The sequence below is a fragment of the Arthrobacter sp. MMS18-M83 genome, from assembly GCF_026683955.1.
Taxonomy (GTDB): Bacteria; Actinomycetota; Actinomycetes; order Actinomycetales; family Micrococcaceae; genus Arthrobacter.
Map to the genome: position 1 here is coordinate 4,194,598 of NZ_CP113343.1, position 19,365 is coordinate 4,213,962.

A 19,365-nucleotide genomic window follows, 5' to 3' on the forward strand; every position below is an offset into this window, starting at 1 on the left:
GACGGTATGAGTTCGCCAGGATCCCGTCCCGTCTCTCCAGCCGCTGCCAGCCAGCTCAACCTTCGCGGCGCCGTCGACCTCTCTGCCCTGCGGCGCCCTGCGCCGCCGGCATCGAGCGGCGTCCCGGCTGCCTCAGGGGGAAGCAACGGAAGCAGCCAGCCCCTGCGAGTAGATGCCACCGAGGCTAATTTCCAAGACCTCGTGCAGCTGTCCTCGCAGATTCCCGTCCTTTTCCTCTTGTGGTCCAACCGCTCCTTGGAATCTTCGAATCTGTTGAAGAGCCTCGAAACTGTTGTCGAAGGTTTCGCCGGCAAAGTGGTGCTGGCCGCGGCGGATGTTGACGCGTTTCCGCAGCTTGCGCAGGCATTCCAGATCCAGGCCATCCCTACCGCTGTCGCGGTGCTGAAAGGCCAGCCTGTGCCGCTGTTCGAGGGGCCCGCTTCGGACCAGGAAATCCGCAGCCTTGTCGATGAACTCCTCAAAGTGGCCGAAGCCAACGGAGTGACGGGCAGCATCGGCGCAGGCGCTCCCGCCGCTGAGGCCCCGCCTTTGCCGCCCCTGCACCAAGCAGCATTCGATGCCATTGAGGCCGGGGACTACGCCGCTGCTGCGATCGCTTACCGCCAGGCGCTTGCCGAGAAGCCCGCCGACTTGGAAGCGAAGGCCGGACTCGCGCAGGTGGAACTGATGGGCCGGCTTGAGTCCTTGACCGCGACTGAGGCCGAAGCCCTTCGCCACCAGGCCGCGGAGGAACCGGACAGCATCGACGTGCAGCTCAGTGTGGCGGATCTGGACATCTCTGGTGGCCACATCGAGGACGCGTTCAACCGCATCATTGCCTTCATCGGCCGCAATTTCGGGCCTGAGCGCGAAACGGCGCGCGTACGCCTGCTGGAACTGTTCGACGTCGTCGGCATTTCGGACCAACGTGTGGCCAAGGCCCGGCAAGGTCTCGCTCGGGTCCTCTTCTAATGACGCAGCCGGCGTTGTTCAGCCCGCTTCAGCTACGTTCCTTGACCTTGCCTCATCGAGGCTGGGTGTCACCGATGTGCCAGTACAGTTGCTCGCCCGACGGCGATGGCGGGGTGCCGAACGATTGGCACTTGGTACACCTTGGAGCGTTTGCCACGGGCGGCGCGGCCCTCATCCTCACTGAGGCGGCAGCCGTGAGCCCCGAGGGGCGGATCAGCCCGAGGGACGCCGGGCTGTATACGGATGAGCAGGCGGCCACTTGGGAGCGGATCGTGGACTTCGTCCACCGCAACAGCGCCATGGGCGGCAAGATCGGAGCCCAACTGGCACACGCCGGGCGCAAGGCCTCGACTTATTGGCCCTTTGCTGAACAGGACGGATCCGTTGCGGAGGCCGACGGCGGCTGGGTGCCCCGGGGCCCGGGCGACGAAGCCTTTGCCGGGCTTGCCACCCCTGTTGCGATGAGCGAGGCGGACATCCAGGCCGTGATTTCCGATTTCGCGGCGGCGGCCGTGCGGGCAGTGGACGCGGGTTTCGACACCCTCGAGATCCACGGCGCCCATGGCTACCTCCTGCATGAGTTCCAAAGCCCACTGATCAATAAGCGCGATGATTCCTGGGGAGGCAGTGAGGACGGCCGTAACCGCCTGACGCTTGCGGTCATCGATGCCGTCCGTGCCGTCATCCCCGACTCGATGCCATTGTTGCTGCGGATTTCGGCCAGCGACTGGGCCGAGGGCGGCGTGGACATTGACACCTCGGTGCGTCTGGCCCGGGCGGCGTCCGAGCGCGGTGTGGACTTGGTGGATGTTTCAAGCGGCGGCGCTGTGGCCCATCAGCGGATCAAAGCCGGCCCTGGCTATCAGACGGGATTCTCTGAGCAGATCCGGCGCGAAGCGGGCGTCCCCACCGGTGCTGTAGGATTCCTGACGTCCTCCGGGCAAGCCGAACATACCGTGGCCACAGGCCAAGCCGACGGCGTCTTCATGGCCCGCGCGGCACTCCGGGATCCGCACTGGTGGCTTCGTGCAGCTTTTGAACTCGGGTTCCCCTTGGAGTGGGCGCCGCAGTATCAGCGCGCGGTTCCGCGGCACAGCTTCTGACGCCAAGCGTTTTGAGGACTAATCCTTTCCATATCTAGTCCTTTGGGATGAGGCAGGTCGGGAAGGACGGTCCGGAGTTCCCCCTCAGGGACGACCTCCGGAAGCCTTGTCGGGACTAGGCTGGCTGCATGAGTGTCCAGCTTCCCGATTCCGCTCCCACTTTCCGGGTGCCCGCTTTGGTGCTTCGCGGACTGGCCAAACGCTTCGGCGGCAAGATCGCCGTCGACGGCATCAGCCTGGATGTGCCCGCCGGCTCCTTCTACGGAGTGGTTGGTCCCAACGGGGCGGGCAAGACGACCACATTGTCCATGGCGTCGGGGCTCTTGCGGCCGGATTTCGGAACTGCCTTCATTCATGGCGTGGACGTATGGGCGAAGCCCCTGGAAGCCAAGAAGCTGATGGGGATATTGCCGGACGGTGTGAGGCTCTTCGACAGGTTGACCGGCGAACAGCTGGTCACGTATGCGGGCCTGCTGCGCGGCATGGACAGGGATGTCGTTGCCCAGAGGGTGGGCGAATTGCTTGAAGCATTGGATCTCAGCGGCGACGCGGGCACCCTCGTGGTGGACTATTCCGCCGGTATGACAAAGAAGATCGCACTGGCCTCGGCGCTCATCCATGCGCCAAGGCTGTTGGTGCTGGACGAGCCCTTTGAATCGGTGGATCCAATATCAGCTGCCAACATCAGGAGGATCCTGGACAATTATGTGTCCTCGGGAGGGACCGTAATCGTCTCAAGCCACGTCATGGACCTGGTGCAACGCATGTGCGACCACGTGGCCGTGGTGGCGGCGGGTAGGGTGCTGGCTGCCGGAACCGTGGATGAGGTCCGCGACGGCGCCACGCTCGAGGACCGCTTTGTGCAGTTGGTGGGCGGCGGAAACCGGACGGAAGGCCTGGAATGGTTGCGCACCTTCTGAGCCTGAAATGGCGGCTCCTGCTGAACGGCTTCCGGCGCAGCCCGGGCCAGATCGTGGGGATCGCGATCGGCGGGCTCTACGCATTGGGAGTCGTGGCGACCCTGATTGCGGTCCTTGTCGCCTTGCGGTGGGCCGATACTGAGACCGCACATACCGCCGTCGTCCTCGGCGGCGCTGCTGCGATCTTGGCCTGGGCTGTGGTGCCGCTGATGGCCTCGGCCGCGGATATGACGCTCGACCCTTCCCGCTTCACGACGTCGGCGATCCCCATGCGCCAGCTGCTGACCGGACTTGCCCTCGCCGGATTCATCGGATTGCCAGGCTTGTCCACCCTGTTGGTGGCTTTGTTCACTGCGGCAACATGGTGGCGAAGTGTGCCGGCGGTGGCCGGTGCCCTGGTGGGTGCCGTACTGGGCGTCCTCAGCTGTGTGGTGCTGTCGAAAGTGGTAACGACGGCGACAGCCAGCCTCGCCGCCTCCCGTCGCTTCAAGGATGCGAGCAGCATTGTGGTTTTTGTGCCGCTTGTCTTAATGGGACCGATCGTGGCCGGCGTCGTCGGGGGAGTGTCCAGTTCCAGCGACTATCTCCGCACACTCGCCCGGACGGTCTCCTGGACTCCTCTCGGCGCTCCCTGGGCCCTTGGCGGAGATCTGGCATCGGGAGATGTCGCGGGCGCCGGCATTAAGACGCTCATCTCGTTGGCCACTCTCCTCGGGTTGTTTGCATGTTGGAATGCACTGCTCAAGCGGGCGCTGGTTACTCCGAGATACGCCGGCGGATCAGGGAAACGCGGCGGAAAACTTGGCTTGTTCGGACTTCTGCCAGCAACTCCTACCGGCGCTGTAGCGGCACGCGCCCTCACTTACTGGCTCCGTGATCCGCGCTATGCGGCCGCACTGACTGTGGTCCCGTTGCTGCCCGTGATCTTCCTGTTCCAGTCCGGGCAGTCCGGAGGCTACTCTATGCTGATCGTCCTCGGGCCCCTGACTGCTTTTGTTCTCGCCTGGTCCATCTCCGCTGATGTTTCGTATGACAACACCGCGTTTGCCTTGCATCTGGCCACTGGGGTCCGCGGCATCGACGATCGGCTTGGCCGGGCCCTGGCTTGCCTGGCCTTCGCGCTCCCGGTGGTGCTGATCTTCGCCGTCGGGCCATTTTTCCTGACGGGAGATTGGGACTGGCTGCCCGGTATTCTTGGACTTTCCCTGGGCGTATTGTTCACGGGCCTGGGGTTGTCTTCCATCGTGTCGGCGCGGTACACGTCAAGCGTGCCGTTGCCCGGTGACAGCCCGTTCAAGAAGCCGCCAGGCAACGTCGCCCAGACACTGGCCGTCCAGTTCGGAGGAATGGCGGTCCTGCTTGTCCTGCTCCTTCCCGAACTTGTGATCGTGATTGTCCAGTCCGTCACGGGCGATCCGACGTGGGGGTGGATCAATCTTGCAACGGGCCCACTTCTTGGAGTAGTTCTCATCGTGGCGGGTGTCCGGATCGGCGGCCGCTGGCTTGACCGACGCGGGCCGGAACTCTTCGCTCAACTCAGCGTCCACCGTTGATTCCAGCGACAATGACAAGATATGGGACATGGGATAACCTGAAAGTCGAACCAGTCGAACCAGTCGATCCGGGAAACTCAGCTAGAAAGGTCGTGGACCATGGAAGTTGTCATCCTTCCGGGAAGCAAGCAGATCGGGGCACTTGCCGCTGATGCCATCGAGTCGCTGCTTCGTCGAAAGCCGAACGCTGTCCTGGGCCTTGCCACGGGCTCGTCGCCGCTCCCTGTCTACGACGAGCTTGCGCGCCGCCACCAGGAAAGGGGCCTCGACTTCAGCCAGGCCCACGCTTTCGCCCTGGACGAATACGTAGGGCTCGAGCCTGGACATCCGGAATCGTACCGTGAAGTCATCCGGCGTGAATTCACGGACAGGGTCAACATCGACCCCGCGAACGTCCATAGCCCCGACGGCACCGCAGCCGACCTTCCGGCAGCGTGCCAGGCGTATGAGGATTCCATGCGGGCACTCGGCGGCGTTGACCTGCAGATTCTCGGTGTGGGGACCGACGGCCACATCGGATTCAATGAGCCGGGATCGTCGCTCGCCTCGCGGACCCGGATCAAGACGCTGATCGAGCAGACCCGCAAGGACAACGCCCGCTTCTTCAAGAGCATCGACGACGTCCCGCACCACGTGGTCACGCAGGGGCTCGGGACCATCATGGATGCCCGGCACGTCGTCCTGATTGCCACCGGCGCGCAGAAAGCCCAGGCTGTCCGGGACTTCGTGGAAGGGCCCGTCGCAGCCATCTGCGCCGCATCGGTGCTGCAGATGCACCAGCACGCCACCATCCTGATTGATGAAGCTGCCGCTTCCTCGCTCAAGCTTGCCGACTACTACCGCCACACGTACGACAACAAGCCGAAGTGGCAGAGCATCTGATCACGTAGCTGCAGCGGCTAAGATGGATGGCATGACGACGCTGCCTCCGGACCCATTCGAAAACGATCCCATGCGCGAGCTTTCCGGAGCCGGAACTTCCACTGCAACCATTGAGCGCGAGGAAGTGCGCCAGGAAGTGGAACCCGGTGACCGGGAGCGTTTCTCGCACTATGTCCGCAAGGAAAAGATCATGGAGTCCGCCCTGACAGGCGCACCCGTGATTGCGCTGTGCGGCAAAGTGTGGACACCTGGCCGGGATCCGCAGAAGTTCCCGGTCTGCCCCGAGTGTAAAGAGATCTATGACGGACTTCGCCCCGGTAACGACGGCGGAGACAAGGGCGGCGGCTCGGGCGACTCCAAGTAGTAAGCGAGTCCCAGCAGTGAGCAATCCCTAGTAGTTGGATATTTCCTAGTAGCAGGCGGCGGGAGCGTTTTGTCCTGCCTGTTTGCTGCCATGCGTGATCCGGCGCATCCGGAAAAGATTGGTGTTTTTGTGGTTATTTGGGTTTCGCTGGCTACAGCGGCCTTGCTTGGAATCGTCGCTGCCTCGCGCCGCGGCCTGCATGGAGCTGCGCCTGGTGGCGTGGCCCGCGGCTTGATTGCCGCGAGTCAGGCAGACACCAGGCGGGTGGAATCCGCGTGACTGAAACACTTTTCGGCGGCCCCGCCCTGCCCCCGGCGTATCCGGAACGCGCAGCCTGGGGGACCGCCCCGAAACTGCGTGCCTGGCAGCAGGAAGCCCTGGATCTGTATCTGAGCACCAACCCCCGTGATTTCCTCGCAGTGGCCACGCCGGGCGCCGGTAAGACCACCTTCGCTCTCCGGATCGCTTCAACCCTCATTGACAATGGAACCGTCAACCGCGTGACGATCGTTGCTCCCACGGACCACTTGAAGCGCCAGTGGGCGGATGCCGCTGCCAAGGTGGGCATTGCCATCGACCCGAACTTCAAGAATTCCGACGGCCAGCACGGCAGGGGTTTTGTCGGCGTCGCGGTGACGTATGCACAGGTGGCCAGCAAGCCTATGCTCCACCGCGCCAAGACCGAGGCCGCCCGCACGCTGGTCATCCTGGACGAAATCCACCACGGTGGCGAGGCATTGTCCTGGGGCGACGGATTGCGGGAGGCCTTCGATCCCGCTGCAAGGCGCCTGGCCCTCACTGGTACGCCGTTCCGCTCGGATACTTCGCCCATTCCCTTCGTCGAATATGCCGAAGACCGCGACGGCATCCGCCGATCGAAGGCGGACTACACCTACGGCTACGGCAGCGCCTTGAGGGACCATGTTGTCCGCCCCGTGCTGTTTATGGCGTATTCGGGCCAGATGCGATGGCGTACCAGCGGCGGCGACGAAATGGCAGCTTCCCTCGGCGAGGCCGCCGTGACCAAGGACATCACTTCCCAGGCCTGGCGGACCGCGCTTAACGCCAGCGGCGAATGGATCCCTGCGGTTCTAGCCGCCGCGGACAAGCGCCTCGGCGAGGTGCGCCGCACCGTGCCCGATGCCGGAGGTCTCGTCATTGCGACGGACCACGACGACGCCCGTGCGTACGCCGGCCAGCTCAAGAAGATCACGGGTCAGTCGCCCACTGTGATTCTGTCCGATGATTCCAAGGCTTCGCACAAGATCGAGGAGTTCACCGAGAGCGACAAGCGCTGGATGGTGGCTGTCCGCATGGTGTCCGAAGGTGTTGACGTCCCCCGGCTTTCGGTCGGCGTCTACGCCACGTCCACGTCCACGCCACTGTTCTTCGCCCAGGCCGTGGGCCGCTTCGTCCGTGCCCGCAAGCGCGGCGAGACGGCGTCGGTGTTCCTGCCCTCCGTGCCGCCCCTCATGGCCCTCGCCAACTCCATGGAGGCCGAGCGGGACCATGCCCTGGACCGGCCCGAGAAGGAGGATCCGGACGGTCTCTTCAACCCCGAAGAGAACCTGATGGCCGAGGCCAACCGCGAGGAGAAGGCGTCGGACTCCCTGGAAAAGGGCAAGTTCGAAGCACTCGATTCCCAGGCGTCCTTTGACCGCGTGCTGTTCGACGGCGGCGAATTCGGTACGGGAGCAGATATCGGTTCCGAGGACGAACTTGATTTCCTCGGGATTCCGGGCCTGCTTGATGCCGAACAGGTGGGAACTTTGCTCAGGCAACGGCAACATGATCAGCAGTCGCGGAAAAAGCGTCAGTCGCCGTTGGCGGCCGCAGCGTCACCCGCGGTTCCGGACCACCGTATGCTGACGGATCTGCGCAACGAGCTTGCCAAGAACGTGGCGGCATGGTCTGCCCGCACAGGCACTCCGCACGGCGTCGTTCATAACAAATTGCGCGAAGTGTGCGGCGGCCCGGCCGTCGCCCAAGCGAACGAAGACCAATTGCAGTCGCGGCTGCGCAAGCTTCAGGATTGGTTCATCGGGCGGAAATAGAGCCGCTTGACTGCTTGGCCGGGATTCCAGGCCTCAGCTCTGTCCCAGTTCGACGCCGTTTTCCTCGAGTTCTGCGTAGGTCTCGCCAAGATCTTCCGCGATTCCGGCGGTGAGTTCGCCGATCACTGTCACGGAGTAGCCGGCCTGGACGGCATCCAAAGCGGTGGCCTTGACGCAATAGTCCGTGGCTATTCCGACAACCACCACTTCTTCCACTCCGTGGCTTTGCAGCCAGTCGTCGAGGCCAAGCGCGTCTTCGTCGAACTCGGCTGAAGGGACGGCGCCGGATGCTAGCTCGCCCGTGGGCACCTCGTCTTCGGGTGCCAGGACTCCTTCGAACCCTGAGTAGGCCGCGGTGTACTGTCCCTTGCGGAAGTAGGCCTGGATGTATTCGGCATCCAGGTCCGGGTGGAGCTCGGCACCCTTGCTCCCGGCGCGGCAATGCGGAGGCCAACTGTCCACCAGGTCCGGCGTGTCCGAAAAATGGCTGCCCGGATCCACGTGCCAGTCCTGTGTGGCCACGATGTGGTCGAAATGCTGGTGATTGGCGTCGAGGTATTCGCTGATGGCGGCGGCTGCGGCAGCGCCACCTTCCACGGCAAGGGATCCGCCCTCGCAGAAGTCGTTCTGGACGTCGACGATGATCAGGGCCCGGGACATTCAGTCCTCCTCGTAGATGGTGGGGATTGCCGGCTCGCCTCGTTGCAGCCTCCGGACCACGGGAGGGAGCTCCGCCATGGTGGCTGCATGGCGGTCATGTGCCCGGACTACCCCTTCGTGCCCTGTCCACCCAGGGAGCAATTCACCATTCTTGATGAACTGCTGGAGCAGCGGGCGGTCGTTGCCGTCGTCTTCCGGCCGGTGTCCGATGCCTACGATTTCGTGCGTTGCGATGCCGTGTTCGTCAAGTTTGCGGAGGGCGTATTTGCGCCCGCCCACGCTGGCCTTGTTCTTGGCAACCTTGGCGACAGAGACGAATTCCCCGGCATCGTTGGTGCGGCTGACCAGCTTGTAGACCATGCTGGCCGTCGGCGCTCCCGATCCGGTGACAAGGGAGGTCCCCACGCCGTACACATCCACCGGGGCCGATTGGAGGGCGGCGATGGCGAATTCATCGAGGTCCGAGGTGACGACGATCCTGGTGTTGACGTTGCCGAGACTGTCCAGAAGCTCGCGAACCCATTGTGCCTGGGCCACCAGGTCTCCGGAATCCAGGCGGACCGCTCCGAGCTTGTCACCTGCGAGTTCGACGGCGGTGCGAACCCCCGTCCCGACGTCGTAGGTGTCTACCAAAAGCGTTGTTCCCGGTCCGAACGCGGAGATCTGCGCTTCGAAGGCCTCGCGCTCGGTATCGTGCAGGAGCGTGAAGGAATGGGCCGCGGTGCCTACGGTCTTGATGCCGTAACGGCGGCCGGCCTCAAGGTTTGAGGTGCTGCCAAAACCTGCGATGACCGCGGCCCGTGCGGCCGCCGTCGCGGATTCCTCCTGGGTGCGCCGGGAGCCCATCTCGATGCAGGGCCGGTTCCCCGCGGCACTGGTCATGCGGGAGGCAGCCGAAGCTATGGCGGTGTCGTGGTTGAGCACGGACAGGATGTAAGTTTCCAGGATGCACGCTTCCGCGAACGTGGATTCGACGATCAGGATGGGGGAGCCGGGGAAGTATGCTTCACCTTCGGGATAGCCCCAGATGTCGCCGGAGAACCTGTAGTCAGCCAGGAAGTCCAGAGTTTGCCTGTCCACCACTTTGTGCTGGTCCAGGAAGGCGAGCTCGGCGTCGCCGAAACGGAAGTCCTTGATTCCTTCGAGCAGCCGGCCGGTGCCGGCGACAATGCCGTAGCGGCGCCCATCTGGCAGCCGGCGGGCGAAGGCCTCGAAGACCGAGCGCCGGTGCGCCGCCCCGGAATGCAGGGCAGCTTCCAGCATTGTTAGCTCATAGTGATCGGTGTACAACGACGTGCGGGGATGGTCCCAGGCGACGGATCTACTCACGAATTCACTCTAGTCCCCACCGCCTCCCACGTCTCGCTTCGCTCGACGCGGGGCCCTCGCCGGCGTGGGCCCACCCACCGCCTCCCACGTCTCGCCGGTGTGGGCCGGTCCATCCCCATTAGAATGGACAGATGACCACTACCGTCGCCCCCGGCACCTGCGCAGCCACAGACATAGGCTTAAAGGGAGAGGAACGGACGGACACCGCGGAGCAGTCGTCCACCGACGTCCTCAGCGCTGCTGACATCCCTTGGAACCTGGTGGTCTGGAACGATCCCGTCAATCTCATGAGCTATGTGAGTTACGTGTTCCAGAGCTACTTCGGCTATTCCGAGGCGAAATCCAACAAACTCATGCTCGAGGTCCATAGGAAGGGCCGTTCGATCGTGGCGTACGGTGGCAAGGAACAGGTTGAGCAGCACGCGGTTGCCATGCACGGCTACGGTTTGTGGGCAACGGTTGAAAAGGCGAGCGGCAGCGGCGACGGCCGGGGACGCAAGGGTGGCGCACGTGGCTAAGGCTTTCAAGTACGGACTCAAAGGGATCACCGGCTACCTTGAGCCCGCCGAGCGCGAACTCCTGCGGGGCCTTCTGGACGATGTCATTTCCATGCTGGAACCGGAGCTGTCCCAGAATGAAGACCCCTTGACGGCCCTGATCGGCCTGGACATGAATGTCAAGGAACCGTCCGATCGCGCCTTGCTCAGGCTGCTGCCAAACGTCATGAAGAACGACGACGCCGCTTCCCTCGAGTTCCGCCAGCTCACCGAGCGCTCGCTGCGGGAAGGAAAAATCGGTGCGCTTAGGGCCGCAGCGATGGGCCTGGACCGCAACGAGCTTGTGCTCACGCCGGAGGAGGCCAAGCTCTGGTCCATGGCACTCAACGACGTCCGCCTGGTACTGGCCGAGCGCCTCGATATCCGCGACGAAGCCGATGCCGACCATGTCCACGCCATGCAGGACTGGTCCCAGGCCGAAGACGTAGAGAGCTATCTGGCGCTCGTGTACAACTTCACTACTTGGCTCCAGGAATCGCTGGTGCAGGCCATGATGGCATCGATGGACCGGAAAGCCTGAGATGAAATTAGACGTGCTCGCTGCCTTCCGTGTGACAAAACAGACACGAGGCCCCCGCCACAAGTCATGGTTGCGGCACATGCCTTGGCTTATTCTCTAAGAATCATGAACTCAGCATCGGATACGGTATCGGGTGGGGAGAGCGCCGCACCGGCGCCGGAATCCCAGCGCAAGCCGGAAACACTGAACAGCAACGCAGACAACACTTTGCTGGGATCACGCCCCATAGGTGTCTTCGATTCGGGAGTGGGCGGGCTTACGGTGGCGCGGTCGATCATCGACCAATTGCCCAATGAGTCCATCATTTACGTGGGGGACACTGCCAACGGACCTTACGGGCCTCTTCCTATCGCCGAGGTCCGCGCCAACGCCCTCGGGGTCATGGACGAGCTCGTGGACTCCGGCGTCAAGCTTCTGACGATCGCCTGCAATTCAGCCTCGGCCGCAGTTTTGCGCGATGCCAGGGAGCGGTACACGGCCCGCTACGGGATTCCCGTCATTGAGGTCATCCAACCGGCGGTCCGCCGGGCGGTGTCCGCTACGCGGTCTGGCCGGATAGGCGTGATCGGGACATCGGCCACAGTAGGTTCCCGGGCCTACGAGGACACCTTTGCCGCCGCCCCGGACCTGAGTATCACCTCGGTGGCCTGTCCGGAATTCGTGAGCTTCGTAGAGGCCGGCATCACCACCGGTCCGGAGCTCCTGGCCGCAGCCCACGAGTACCTGGAACCGCTCAGGGATGCCGGAGTGGACACCGTAGTGTTGGGTTGCACGCACTATCCGCTGCTGACGGGAGTGATCTCATACGTCATGGGGGAGGACGTCACCCTTGTGTCCAGCGCCGAGGAGACCGCCAAAGACGTGTACCGGGCCCTGGCCACCCACGGGATCCAGCGCACCGACGCCAGCCTGCCGCGGCACGACTTCATGGCGACCGGCGACGCTGTCCAGTTCGAAATCCTGGCGCGCCGCTTCCTCGGCCCTGAGGTCCTGTCCGTGCGCCACGTGGACCATGTAGCCGCGCAGTACCCGACAGGAAGCCTCGCGCGCATCACCCCGGAAATGCTGGAGGCCGCCCGGACGGGAGGCCACCATGCGAGGACCTCCAACTTCGTTGATCCTGCAGCCTTCACCGTAAACGAATTCGGCGCGGCCCGCGGGGGCCGCATCCAGTGAAACTGACCATTGTTGGCTGCACGGGTTCCTTTCCCGGGCCGGGCTCTCCGGCGTCGTGCTACCTGCTGACCGCGCAGGACGGCGAACGCCAGTGGAAGATCGTCATGGACCTAGGCAGTGGTGCGCTCGGGGCCATCCAGCGGTACACGGACCTTGAGGACATAGACGCGATCTTCCTGACCCATTTGCACCCGGACCACTGCATGGACCTGTGCGGACTGCACGTGGCAGTCCGCTGGAAGCCAGGCGGTTGGGGTCGGGACAGGATCCCCGTGTGGGGGCCCGCCGCGACGGCCGACCGGATGGCCACTGCGTACGGGCTGGAACTGGACCCCGGAATGCACGAAGAGTTCGACTTCAGCAACTGGAGCGAACGCCAGTCCGTGCAGCTTGGACCGTTCACCGTGACGCCGTATGCCGTGAACCACCCGGTGGAAGAGGCCTACGCATTGCGCGTAGAGGTCACGGAGCCGGGCAAGGATGGAAGTCCCGTCACCAGGATCCTGACGTACTCGGGAGACACCGACTCGTGCCAGGGACTTGAGGATGCAGCCCGCAACGCGGATCTCTTCCTGTGCGAGGCTGCCTTCGAAGAAGGACGCGACGACGACATCAAGGATGTGCACCTGACCGGCAAGCGCGCGGGGCAGGCGGCTAAAGCCGCGGGAGCCCGACGCCTCCTCCTGACTCACATTCCCGTGTGGACGTCACAGACCAAGGTCATGGCAGAGGCGCGGCCCGAGTTCGCCGGCGATGTCGCCGTCGCGGTTGCCGGGGTTCACTACACCGTCTGAACCCGCAGTCCAGCAGCGGCTGTGTGGTCGCTAAGCTTGCAGTATGACTTCCGAAGCCACATCTGTCCCCGTCATCCGTGCCGACGGCCGCACGCCTGACCAGCTCCGTCCCATCAGCATTACGCGCGGCTGGTCCAAGCAGGCCGAAGGCTCGGCCCTGATCGAGTTCGGCAACACCCGGGTGCTGTGCACAGCTTCCCTGACTGAAGGCGTGCCGCGCTGGCTCAAAGGTGAAGGCCGCGGCTGGGTCACGGCCGAATATGCCATGCTGCCGCGGGCCACGAACACCCGTTCCGACCGTGAGTCGGTCAAGGGAAGGATCGGCGGACGCACGCACGAGATTTCGCGCCTGATCGGCCGGTCGCTGCGTTCCATCATCGACACCAAGGCGCTAGGCGAGAACACGATCGTGCTGGACTGCGATGTACTCCAGGCCGACGGCGGAACCCGCACCGCGGCGATCACCGGCGCCTACGTGGCGCTCGCCGAAGCGATCCGATTCGCCCGGGAGAACAAGATGATCGCAAAGAACGCGCAGCCGCTGATCGACACGATCGCTGCCGTCTCTGTGGGGATCATCGACGGCATCCCCATGCTGGACCTGCCTTATGTAGAGGACGTGCGTGCCGAAACCGATATGAACGTGGTGGTCACCGGCTCGGGGAAGTTCGTAGAGGTCCAGGGAACCGCCGAGGGAGCCCCTTTCGACCGCGATGAGCTGAATGCGCTTCTGGACCTTGCCCTCATTGGCACGGGCGAGCTGGCGGCGATCCAGCGCGAGACCCTGGCCGAGGCCCCGTGAGCGAGGCAATGACCGCGGTTGTTCCGCGACTCGTTCTCGCCACCCACAACAAGGGCAAACTGCGCGAACTCAGGGAACTCCTCAGGGGGCAGGTCCCAGGGCTCGACGTCGACACCCAGGTGATTGACGCGGCCGCGGCCGGAGCCCCCGACGTTGCAGAGACCGGGGTAACTTTTGCCGAGAACTCCCTGCTGAAGGCGCGGGCCGTGGCTGAAGCCACCGGACTGGTGGCGATTGCCGATGATTCCGGGCTCGCCGTGGACGTGCTGGGTGGAGCCCCCGGCATCTTCTCGGCCCGTTGGTCCGGCCGGCATGGTGACGATGCCGCCAATCTCCAACTCTTGTTGGCGCAATTGTCCGACGTCCCCGACGCGCACCGTGGAGCGGCGTTTGTCTGCGCGGCGGCGCTCGCTGTACCCGACGCCGTCGACGGCGGTGGGCGGGAGGTGGTCGAATACGGCCAGTTGGAAGGCACCCTCTTGCATGAACCCCGCGGCGCGGGGGGGTTCGGCTACGACCCCGTGCTGCAGCCCCAGGGCCTGGACCGCAGCTGCGCCGAGCTGAGCTCCGAGGAAAAGAACGCCATCAGCCACCGCGGCAAGGCGTTCCGGGCGTTGCTTCCGGCCATCGTGGACGCCCTGCGCTAGAAAAGCGAATGGCACCCCCGTTACTGCGGGGGTGCCATTCGACGTGATAGGGCCGGCTCAGCTATTCGCTGCGCTTGCCGGCTTCGTGTTCTTCGATGAATTCTTCGGCGGGTTCTGCTCCAGGTTCGGTGGCCTTGCGCCTCGCAAGGAAGCCGCGGATGACCTCGATTGCGACGGGGACCACTGAGATCAGCACGATGACGACGAAGATGATGTCGAGGTTGTCCCGGACCCACGGCACCTTGTCGCCCAGAAGGTATCCGAGCAGCGTGACGCCGCCGCCCCAGAGCACGGCGCCGATGACGTTGAAGATGAAGAACTTGCGCTTGTCCATTTGCGCGACGCCGACGATCACCGGCACGAAGGTGCGGATGATCGGGACGAAGCGGGCCAGGATCAAGGCCTTGCCGCCGTGCTTTTCGAAGAAGGCGTGCGCGCTTTCTACGTTCTCCCGCTTGAACAGCTTGGAATCAGGCTTGTTGAAAATGGCAGGTCCGGCCTTGGAGCCAATGAGGTAGCCGCTCTGGTTGCCGATGATCGCCGACACAATGATCAGGGCGGCAAGTGCCCAGATATTGAACTTGATGGTGTCCGTGGCCACGAGCAAGCCCGCAGTGAAGAGCATGGAATCGCCAGGGAGGAAGAAGCCCACCAGGAGCCCCGTTTCTGCGAACACAATTCCGCAGACAACCAAGACTACCCACGGCGCCAAAGCGGGGTTGGCCAGGAAGACCTGTGGGTTCAACCAGTCGGGGAGAAGCGCGGACATGTGCGGCTGCAACTGTCCTGCGCCTCCCAAAGCGGACACGGCAAAGTCGTTCATCGCAGAAAGGGTCACCCTTCAAGGGTACGGGACAACCGCCGTCGGGCCTTGAGACATCCGTTCTTCGCTTATGCTGAATGCTAAGCATGCTGATTATCCACAATCATTCTTAGGCAAAGGACGGGCTGCTTGGACACGTGCGCGACGGGCAGCACCGAAGGCATTTGAACGGCCCGTGAGCCCACAATCGGAGGAACGAGATGAACGTCTTGATCAAATTGCTCGGCATGGCGGTGGGCATGGGCGCCGGATTCGCGGCGAATAAGGCCCTTGGAGGCAGTCTGGAGCAAGTCCACCGGCAAGCACGCCCCCAAGGATGCGACTAATCTCGAGGACTCCTTGCCTGGCGTGGCGCTGTTTGCCGTCGCAGGGGCAGCAGTAGTGTCAGTCATCCACGTCATGACCCAAAGGGCAACCAAGGAAGGCTCTCGTCAATCTGCAGGAGACAGCAAGCGAAGTTTGAGGCCGGCGGCCTGTCCGTGGTCCTGCCATTGCAGACGCCCTCATGGTGGCGACCACCACCGGAGCATCGGGCGGCTCTTTCCCCCTGTAACCTTGACCAGTGGCATTGGACTTTACGGCGATCGACTTTGAAACTGCGAACGGCTTCAGGGGCTCTCCGTGCTCAGTCGGCCTCAGCAAGGTCCGCGGCGGAGTAGTGGTCGAGGAAGCCTCCTGGCTCATGCGCCCACCGGAAAACCACGACCACTTCGAGTACCACAACACGCGAATCCACGGCATCCGGGCCGAGGACGTCGCCGGCGCTCCACGCTTTGGGGAAGTCTTTCCCGAAATCGGGGCTTTCATCGGCGGCGATATTTTGGCCGCCCACAATGCAGCCTTCGATCTCGGCGTCATCCGTTCCGGGCTTGAAGTGTCCGGGCTGCCTGGCCCGGCCTACGAATACGTTTGCACCGTGATGTTGTCCAGGCGCTGTTATTCCTTGGTGTCCAATTCCCTGCCCTACGCCGCGGAAGAGGCCGGCGTGCCCCTCGTGAATCATCACGATGCCGCCGAGGACGCCCGGGCTTGCGCGGGGATCCTGGTCGATATTGCCCGCAGAAACGATGCGAACAGTATTGCAGAGCTCTACTTGTCCCTCGGCTTGGCCTTGCCGAAACAGCAGGCCTTCCGGCCGGGAGACGGGCTGTCCAAGCAAACCCTGGCTGCGCTCGCGGCCGTCGGGGCCGTTTCGCAACCTTCTGGCCGCTCCGGCGTCGGGAATGGCGCCGGCCAACTTGGGCGAGCCTGGAGCAACTGGCCGGAAGAGGGAACCAATCCGTTGCCCAACCCTGCAGCGGAACCGGGCCACCCGCTGTTCGGCCAGACTGTAGTTTTCACCGGTGAACTTGCCATTGCCCGGCCGGACGCGAAACAGCGGGCCGCGGAGATGGGCGCACGCCCCGAGAGCCGCGTCACCGGAAGGACCACGGTCCTGGTGGTGGGCGACGGCTTCGTGGCAGGCGATCTACGGAACGGTCGCCTCACGGGGAAAGCCAAGCGGGTCTTGGAGTTGCATAGCCGCGGCCAACAGATCGAAGTGCTTTCCGAGGGAGAGTTCCTGCAGATGGTCGGCGGAAGCTAGCTGCATCAATATTCATACGGAGCAACAAAGCTTCCCGTTGCGTGCCCGCACTCCTAGCCTTGAGCCATGACACAGGGAAAGAAGGCTGACGCCGCACGCTTCACCGCAGGGACGCCGGCTCGGGCGGCCACCGGATGGCGGGCCGTCTTCGCTTTTCCCAATCCTGTCAATGAGTACGCCGCGAGGATCACTGCGGGCCTTGTGGTTTTGGCTGCGGTGCTTACCCTCCTCACCGGTTTTGGCTGGGGGCTCGTGCTGATTGCGGCCGGTTTCTGGTTGCGGGTGCTTTTCGGGCCCAGGATCTCGCCGTTTGCCTTGTTGTCCGTGAAGGTCCTGGCACCCCGGGTCGGTCCTGCCAAGCTTGTCCCGGGTCCGCCCAAGCGCTTCGCACAAGGAATCGGTGCCGTGCTGAGTACCGCTGCCGTGGTTCTCTTCTTCGCCGGTTTCGCGCTGGGAGCATGGATCCTGCTGGCCCTCTTGATTGTCGCGGCGTCCCTCGAGTCGTTTGTGGGATTCTGCCTTGGCTGCGCGATTTTCGGTTTCCTGCAGAAGCGTGGCCTCATTCCCGAGGAAGTTTGCGAAGCCTGCAACAACATCGCATTTCGCCAGGCATGAACTAGCTCTTTCTAGCCGACCTTTTCCTAGCCGACCGTGACGGCAATCAACTGCTGCGCCATCGCGCGTATGACTTCCGGCGCCTCAAGGGCTTCAAGCCAGTCCGGCGGCAGGGCGGCCTCACCGTGGAATGCCCCAGGATATTGCCCGCAATGGAAGCGGTGGAGTCACTGTCACCGCTGTGATTCAGCGCGACGGCCACCGCCTGACGGAAATGGGCGGCCGGATCGAGCTGTGCCCCTGCCGCTGCGGCGGTTGCCAACACGGCATAGAGCCCGACGGCGAGTGCCTCCTCCGCGACCCAGCCTTCGCCCAGTTGCGCCGTGAGTTCTTCGGGGCTGAGCACGGTTCCGGTGGAGGACAGCTCCAGCGCTTGGCGGAGGCGGTCCAACAGTTCCGGGGCTGGATCCGGCAATGCCGCCACCACACTCAAGGCATGTTCAGCCGCAGTCCGTATATCCAAGCCCGTGGCCAGTTTGTGCACGAGCACGCTGAAGGCGCCGGCACTCTGCCGTGCCGAAGGGTGCCCGTGGGTCAGCGACGCGGCGTCAGTGCTCAGCTTGTAGACCGTGGCTTCGGAAATATGCGGGACCAAGCCAAATGGAGCGGATCGCATCACCGTGCCGCAACCCTTCGATTCCGGATTGACGGGGCGAAATTTTGTCCCCATCTGGCCCGTGGCGAGTCCGCTCAGGCACGCTTTGCCCGGATGCCTGCGGTGCCGGAGGACTTCCTGGCCGTCAATCCAACGCGGTTGGGGAACGGGGGTCGATGCCGGCAAGGCCACGTCCTGGGTGGCGAGCCAGCGAAGATAAGCAAGCCAGAGGCACGCGGTTTCATCGGCGGCTACGCCGTCGTTGGCCCACTCAAGTGCTTCCACGAGGCCGTCCACGGTGTACAGCGTCAGCTGGGTGTCGTCCGAGAAGTGGGTGCCGCCGTCGAGCTGTCCGAAAGAAGTGAGTCCTGCTGCGCCGTAGCGGGAGCGGATAGTGTCCACGTCGTCGAATTCCACCGCGTAGCCGAGCGAATCGCCCAGGGCCCCTCCCAGCAGGCAGCCGAGGACCCGGGACTCGAAAGATGGAACGACGGAGGGGGACGGTTCAGCACTCATAGTGGTAATTTACCGCGGCTGCTTCGCCGGACTCGACGTGCCCACTGATACGGTGGCTCCTGAACTAGGAGGCAGTGATGCGTGAACCCGCGTGGCGGAAAACCGGAAAGACGCCGGACTACAGATTCTCCCTCGCAAATGAGCGGACCTTCCTAGCCTGGATTCGCACTTCCTTGGCGCTGCTGGCGGGCGCCGTCGCGATCGATCAGCTTGCTCCGAACATCGCACCGCAGCCGGTGCGCATTGCACTGTGCGTCGTGCTTTCAATCATTGGCGCGGGCCTCGCGACGCTTGCCTACCGTCGTTGGGCGCAGATGGAGGCCGCCATGCGCAACGACCAAGCGTTGCCGTTCTCACGGGTCATGATGCTGATGACCATCGTGGTTGCCGTGGCAGCCTTCACGTTCGCTGTGCTGATCCTGGTGGCGCGTTGAGCGTCGAGGCCAGGGATTCAGGGCTGCAGCCAGAGCGCACCACGCTCGCCTGGCGCCGGACCCTTATTTCGCTTCTGGTTGTGGACCTCTTTATATGGCGCAGGTGGCTGTCTGCCAAGTCCGGCGCGGGGCAAATGCCCACCGGAATACCGGGACTCGATTACCAAGGAATCTGCGCTTTGACGGCCGCCGCTGCGACGATCGTTCTAGGTAGCATTGTTTGGGTAAGGTCCCGTCAGCTCCACCAGGGCGCGGACGAAGCGTCGGCTGTCCTCATGCTGGCAAGCGCGGGGTCCATCATCGCACTGGGCTGCGCGGCGGTCGCCGCGATCGCGCTTGGCGGCTAGGCTCGGACTCAGGTAGCGTCCAGACTCGGCTGGCAGGATTCTGCAGGGCACAGCGCGCGATCTGCTGCGTGGCTAGCTGTTGCCGTGCGCCTCCGCAACACGCCACCCCAACTTCGA

22 protein-coding genes and 1 pseudogene are annotated in these 19,365 nt (G+C 63.8%); 19 read left to right on the forward strand and 4 right to left on the reverse strand.

Annotated elements, in window-relative coordinates:
- The first annotated feature begins 6 nt into the window (after positions 1 to 6).
- The 7 genes from OW521_RS19790 (at position 7) to OW521_RS19820 (ending at position 7,848) form a co-directional block, all read left to right on the forward strand.
- On the forward strand, positions 7 to 972 hold the full coding sequence (locus OW521_RS19790) for a tetratricopeptide repeat protein (RefSeq protein WP_268021244.1): 966 nt from the start codon (positions 7 to 9) through the stop codon (positions 970 to 972).
- The gene (locus OW521_RS19795; protein ID WP_268021245.1) at positions 972 to 2,075 is read left to right on the forward strand and encodes an NADH:flavin oxidoreductase/NADH oxidase; all 1,104 of its coding nucleotides are present in this window, start codon (positions 972 to 974) and stop codon (positions 2,073 to 2,075) included. Before OW521_RS19790 ends, OW521_RS19795 begins: the two co-directional genes overlap by 1 nt.
- Before the next feature lie 128 nt (positions 2,076 to 2,203).
- A complete protein-coding gene (locus OW521_RS19800) occupies positions 2,204 to 2,995 on the forward strand; it encodes an ABC transporter ATP-binding protein (protein ID WP_268021246.1) in 792 nt (263 codons plus the stop codon).
- Complete coding sequence (locus OW521_RS19805; protein ID WP_268021247.1) at positions 2,977 to 4,548, forward strand: transporter; 1,572 nt, start codon at positions 2,977 to 2,979, stop codon at positions 4,546 to 4,548. The genes OW521_RS19800 and OW521_RS19805 overlap by 19 nt, the downstream gene beginning before the upstream one ends.
- Positions 4,549 to 4,647: 99 nt before the next feature.
- Complete coding sequence (nagB, locus tag OW521_RS19810; RefSeq protein ID WP_265977241.1) at positions 4,648 to 5,430, forward strand: glucosamine-6-phosphate deaminase; 783 nt, start codon at positions 4,648 to 4,650, stop codon at positions 5,428 to 5,430.
- Positions 5,431 to 5,452: 22 nt separating this feature from the next.
- Positions 5,453 to 5,794 carry a DUF3039 domain-containing protein gene (locus tag OW521_RS19815; protein ID WP_268021248.1) on the forward strand — a complete coding sequence of 114 codons (342 nt, stop codon included), beginning with the start codon at positions 5,453 to 5,455 and terminating at the stop codon, positions 5,792 to 5,794.
- Positions 5,795 to 6,069: 275 nt separating this feature from the next.
- Positions 6,070 to 7,848, forward strand: coding sequence for a DEAD/DEAH box helicase (locus tag OW521_RS19820; protein ID WP_268021249.1), 1,779 nt, complete (start codon positions 6,070 to 6,072; stop codon positions 7,846 to 7,848).
- Between the two features lie 33 nt (positions 7,849 to 7,881).
- Here the strand turns inward: OW521_RS19820 and OW521_RS19825 are convergent, their stop codons facing one another.
- Positions 7,882 to 8,508: an isochorismatase family protein gene (locus OW521_RS19825; RefSeq protein WP_268021250.1), complete on the reverse strand. Its 627-nt coding sequence runs from the start codon at positions 8,506 to 8,508 to the stop codon at positions 7,882 to 7,884.
- Positions 8,509 to 9,837 carry a nicotinate phosphoribosyltransferase gene (locus tag OW521_RS19830; RefSeq protein WP_268021251.1) on the reverse strand — a complete coding sequence of 443 codons (1,329 nt, stop codon included), beginning with the start codon at positions 9,835 to 9,837 and terminating at the stop codon, positions 8,509 to 8,511.
- Positions 9,838 to 9,968: 131 nt separating this feature from the next.
- Between OW521_RS19830 and clpS the strand changes: the two genes are divergently transcribed.
- The 6 genes from clpS (at position 9,969) to rdgB (ending at position 14,333) form a co-directional block, all read left to right on the forward strand.
- Positions 9,969 to 10,355: an ATP-dependent Clp protease adapter ClpS gene (gene clpS / locus OW521_RS19835; RefSeq protein ID WP_268021252.1), complete on the forward strand. Its 387-nt coding sequence runs from the start codon at positions 9,969 to 9,971 to the stop codon at positions 10,353 to 10,355.
- The gene (locus OW521_RS19840; protein ID WP_268021253.1) at positions 10,348 to 10,914 is read left to right on the forward strand and encodes a DUF2017 domain-containing protein; all 567 of its coding nucleotides are present in this window, start codon (positions 10,348 to 10,350) and stop codon (positions 10,912 to 10,914) included. The genes clpS and OW521_RS19840 overlap by 8 nt, the downstream gene beginning before the upstream one ends.
- Before the next feature lie 105 nt (positions 10,915 to 11,019).
- Positions 11,020 to 12,090: a glutamate racemase gene (murI, locus tag OW521_RS19845; protein WP_268021254.1), complete on the forward strand. Its 1,071-nt coding sequence runs from the start codon at positions 11,020 to 11,022 to the stop codon at positions 12,088 to 12,090.
- Positions 12,087 to 12,884 carry an MBL fold metallo-hydrolase gene (locus OW521_RS19850; RefSeq protein WP_268021255.1) on the forward strand — a complete coding sequence of 266 codons (798 nt, stop codon included), beginning with the start codon at positions 12,087 to 12,089 and terminating at the stop codon, positions 12,882 to 12,884. The genes murI and OW521_RS19850 overlap by 4 nt, the downstream gene beginning before the upstream one ends.
- Before the next feature lie 43 nt (positions 12,885 to 12,927).
- A complete protein-coding gene (gene rph, locus OW521_RS19855) occupies positions 12,928 to 13,686 on the forward strand; it encodes a ribonuclease PH (protein ID WP_078108499.1) in 759 nt (252 codons plus the stop codon).
- A gap of 8 nt (positions 13,687 to 13,694) precedes the next feature.
- Positions 13,695 to 14,333: an RdgB/HAM1 family non-canonical purine NTP pyrophosphatase gene (gene rdgB / locus OW521_RS19860; protein ID WP_268026007.1), complete on the forward strand. Its 639-nt coding sequence runs from the start codon at positions 13,695 to 13,697 to the stop codon at positions 14,331 to 14,333.
- Between the two features lie 61 nt (positions 14,334 to 14,394).
- Here the strand turns inward: rdgB and OW521_RS19865 are convergent, their stop codons facing one another.
- Positions 14,395 to 15,156, reverse strand: a complete 762-nt coding sequence (locus tag OW521_RS19865) for a VTT domain-containing protein (protein WP_268021256.1) — start codon at positions 15,154 to 15,156, stop codon at positions 14,395 to 14,397.
- A gap of 200 nt (positions 15,157 to 15,356) precedes the next feature.
- Between OW521_RS19865 and OW521_RS19870 the strand changes: the two genes are divergently transcribed.
- From OW521_RS19870 to OW521_RS19885, 4 genes are all read left to right on the forward strand, one after another.
- The gene (locus tag OW521_RS19870) at positions 15,357 to 15,482 is read left to right on the forward strand and encodes a hypothetical protein (RefSeq protein ID WP_268026124.1); all 126 of its coding nucleotides are present in this window, start codon (positions 15,357 to 15,359) and stop codon (positions 15,480 to 15,482) included.
- Entirely contained in the window at positions 15,427 to 15,750 is a 324-nt protein-coding gene (locus OW521_RS19875) for a DUF4235 domain-containing protein (protein ID WP_268021257.1), read from the forward strand. The genes OW521_RS19870 and OW521_RS19875 overlap by 56 nt, the downstream gene beginning before the upstream one ends.
- Positions 15,719 to 16,741 (forward strand): exonuclease domain-containing protein, encoded by a 1,023-nt coding sequence (locus tag OW521_RS19880; RefSeq protein WP_268021258.1) that lies wholly within the window; start codon positions 15,719 to 15,721, stop codon positions 16,739 to 16,741. Before OW521_RS19875 ends, OW521_RS19880 begins: the two co-directional genes overlap by 32 nt.
- 66 nt (positions 16,742 to 16,807) lie before the next feature.
- Positions 16,808 to 17,356 carry a DUF4395 domain-containing protein gene (locus OW521_RS19885; protein ID WP_268021259.1) on the forward strand — a complete coding sequence of 183 codons (549 nt, stop codon included), beginning with the start codon at positions 16,808 to 16,810 and terminating at the stop codon, positions 17,354 to 17,356.
- 26 nt (positions 17,357 to 17,382) lie between these two features.
- On the opposite strand, the pseudogene OW521_RS19890 reads toward OW521_RS19885, so the two are convergent.
- Positions 17,383 to 18,467 (reverse strand): annotated as a pseudogene (locus OW521_RS19890) (ADP-ribosylglycohydrolase family protein).
- A 77-nt stretch (positions 18,468 to 18,544) separates the two neighbouring features.
- On the opposite strand from OW521_RS19890, the gene OW521_RS19895 reads away from it, so the two are divergent.
- Positions 18,545 to 18,901 carry a YidH family protein gene (locus OW521_RS19895; RefSeq protein WP_268021260.1) on the forward strand — a complete coding sequence of 119 codons (357 nt, stop codon included), beginning with the start codon at positions 18,545 to 18,547 and terminating at the stop codon, positions 18,899 to 18,901.
- Complete coding sequence (locus OW521_RS19900; RefSeq protein WP_268021261.1) at positions 18,898 to 19,248, forward strand: DUF202 domain-containing protein; 351 nt, start codon at positions 18,898 to 18,900, stop codon at positions 19,246 to 19,248. The genes OW521_RS19895 and OW521_RS19900 overlap by 4 nt, the downstream gene beginning before the upstream one ends.
- Positions 19,249 to 19,365: the final 117 nt, after the last annotated feature.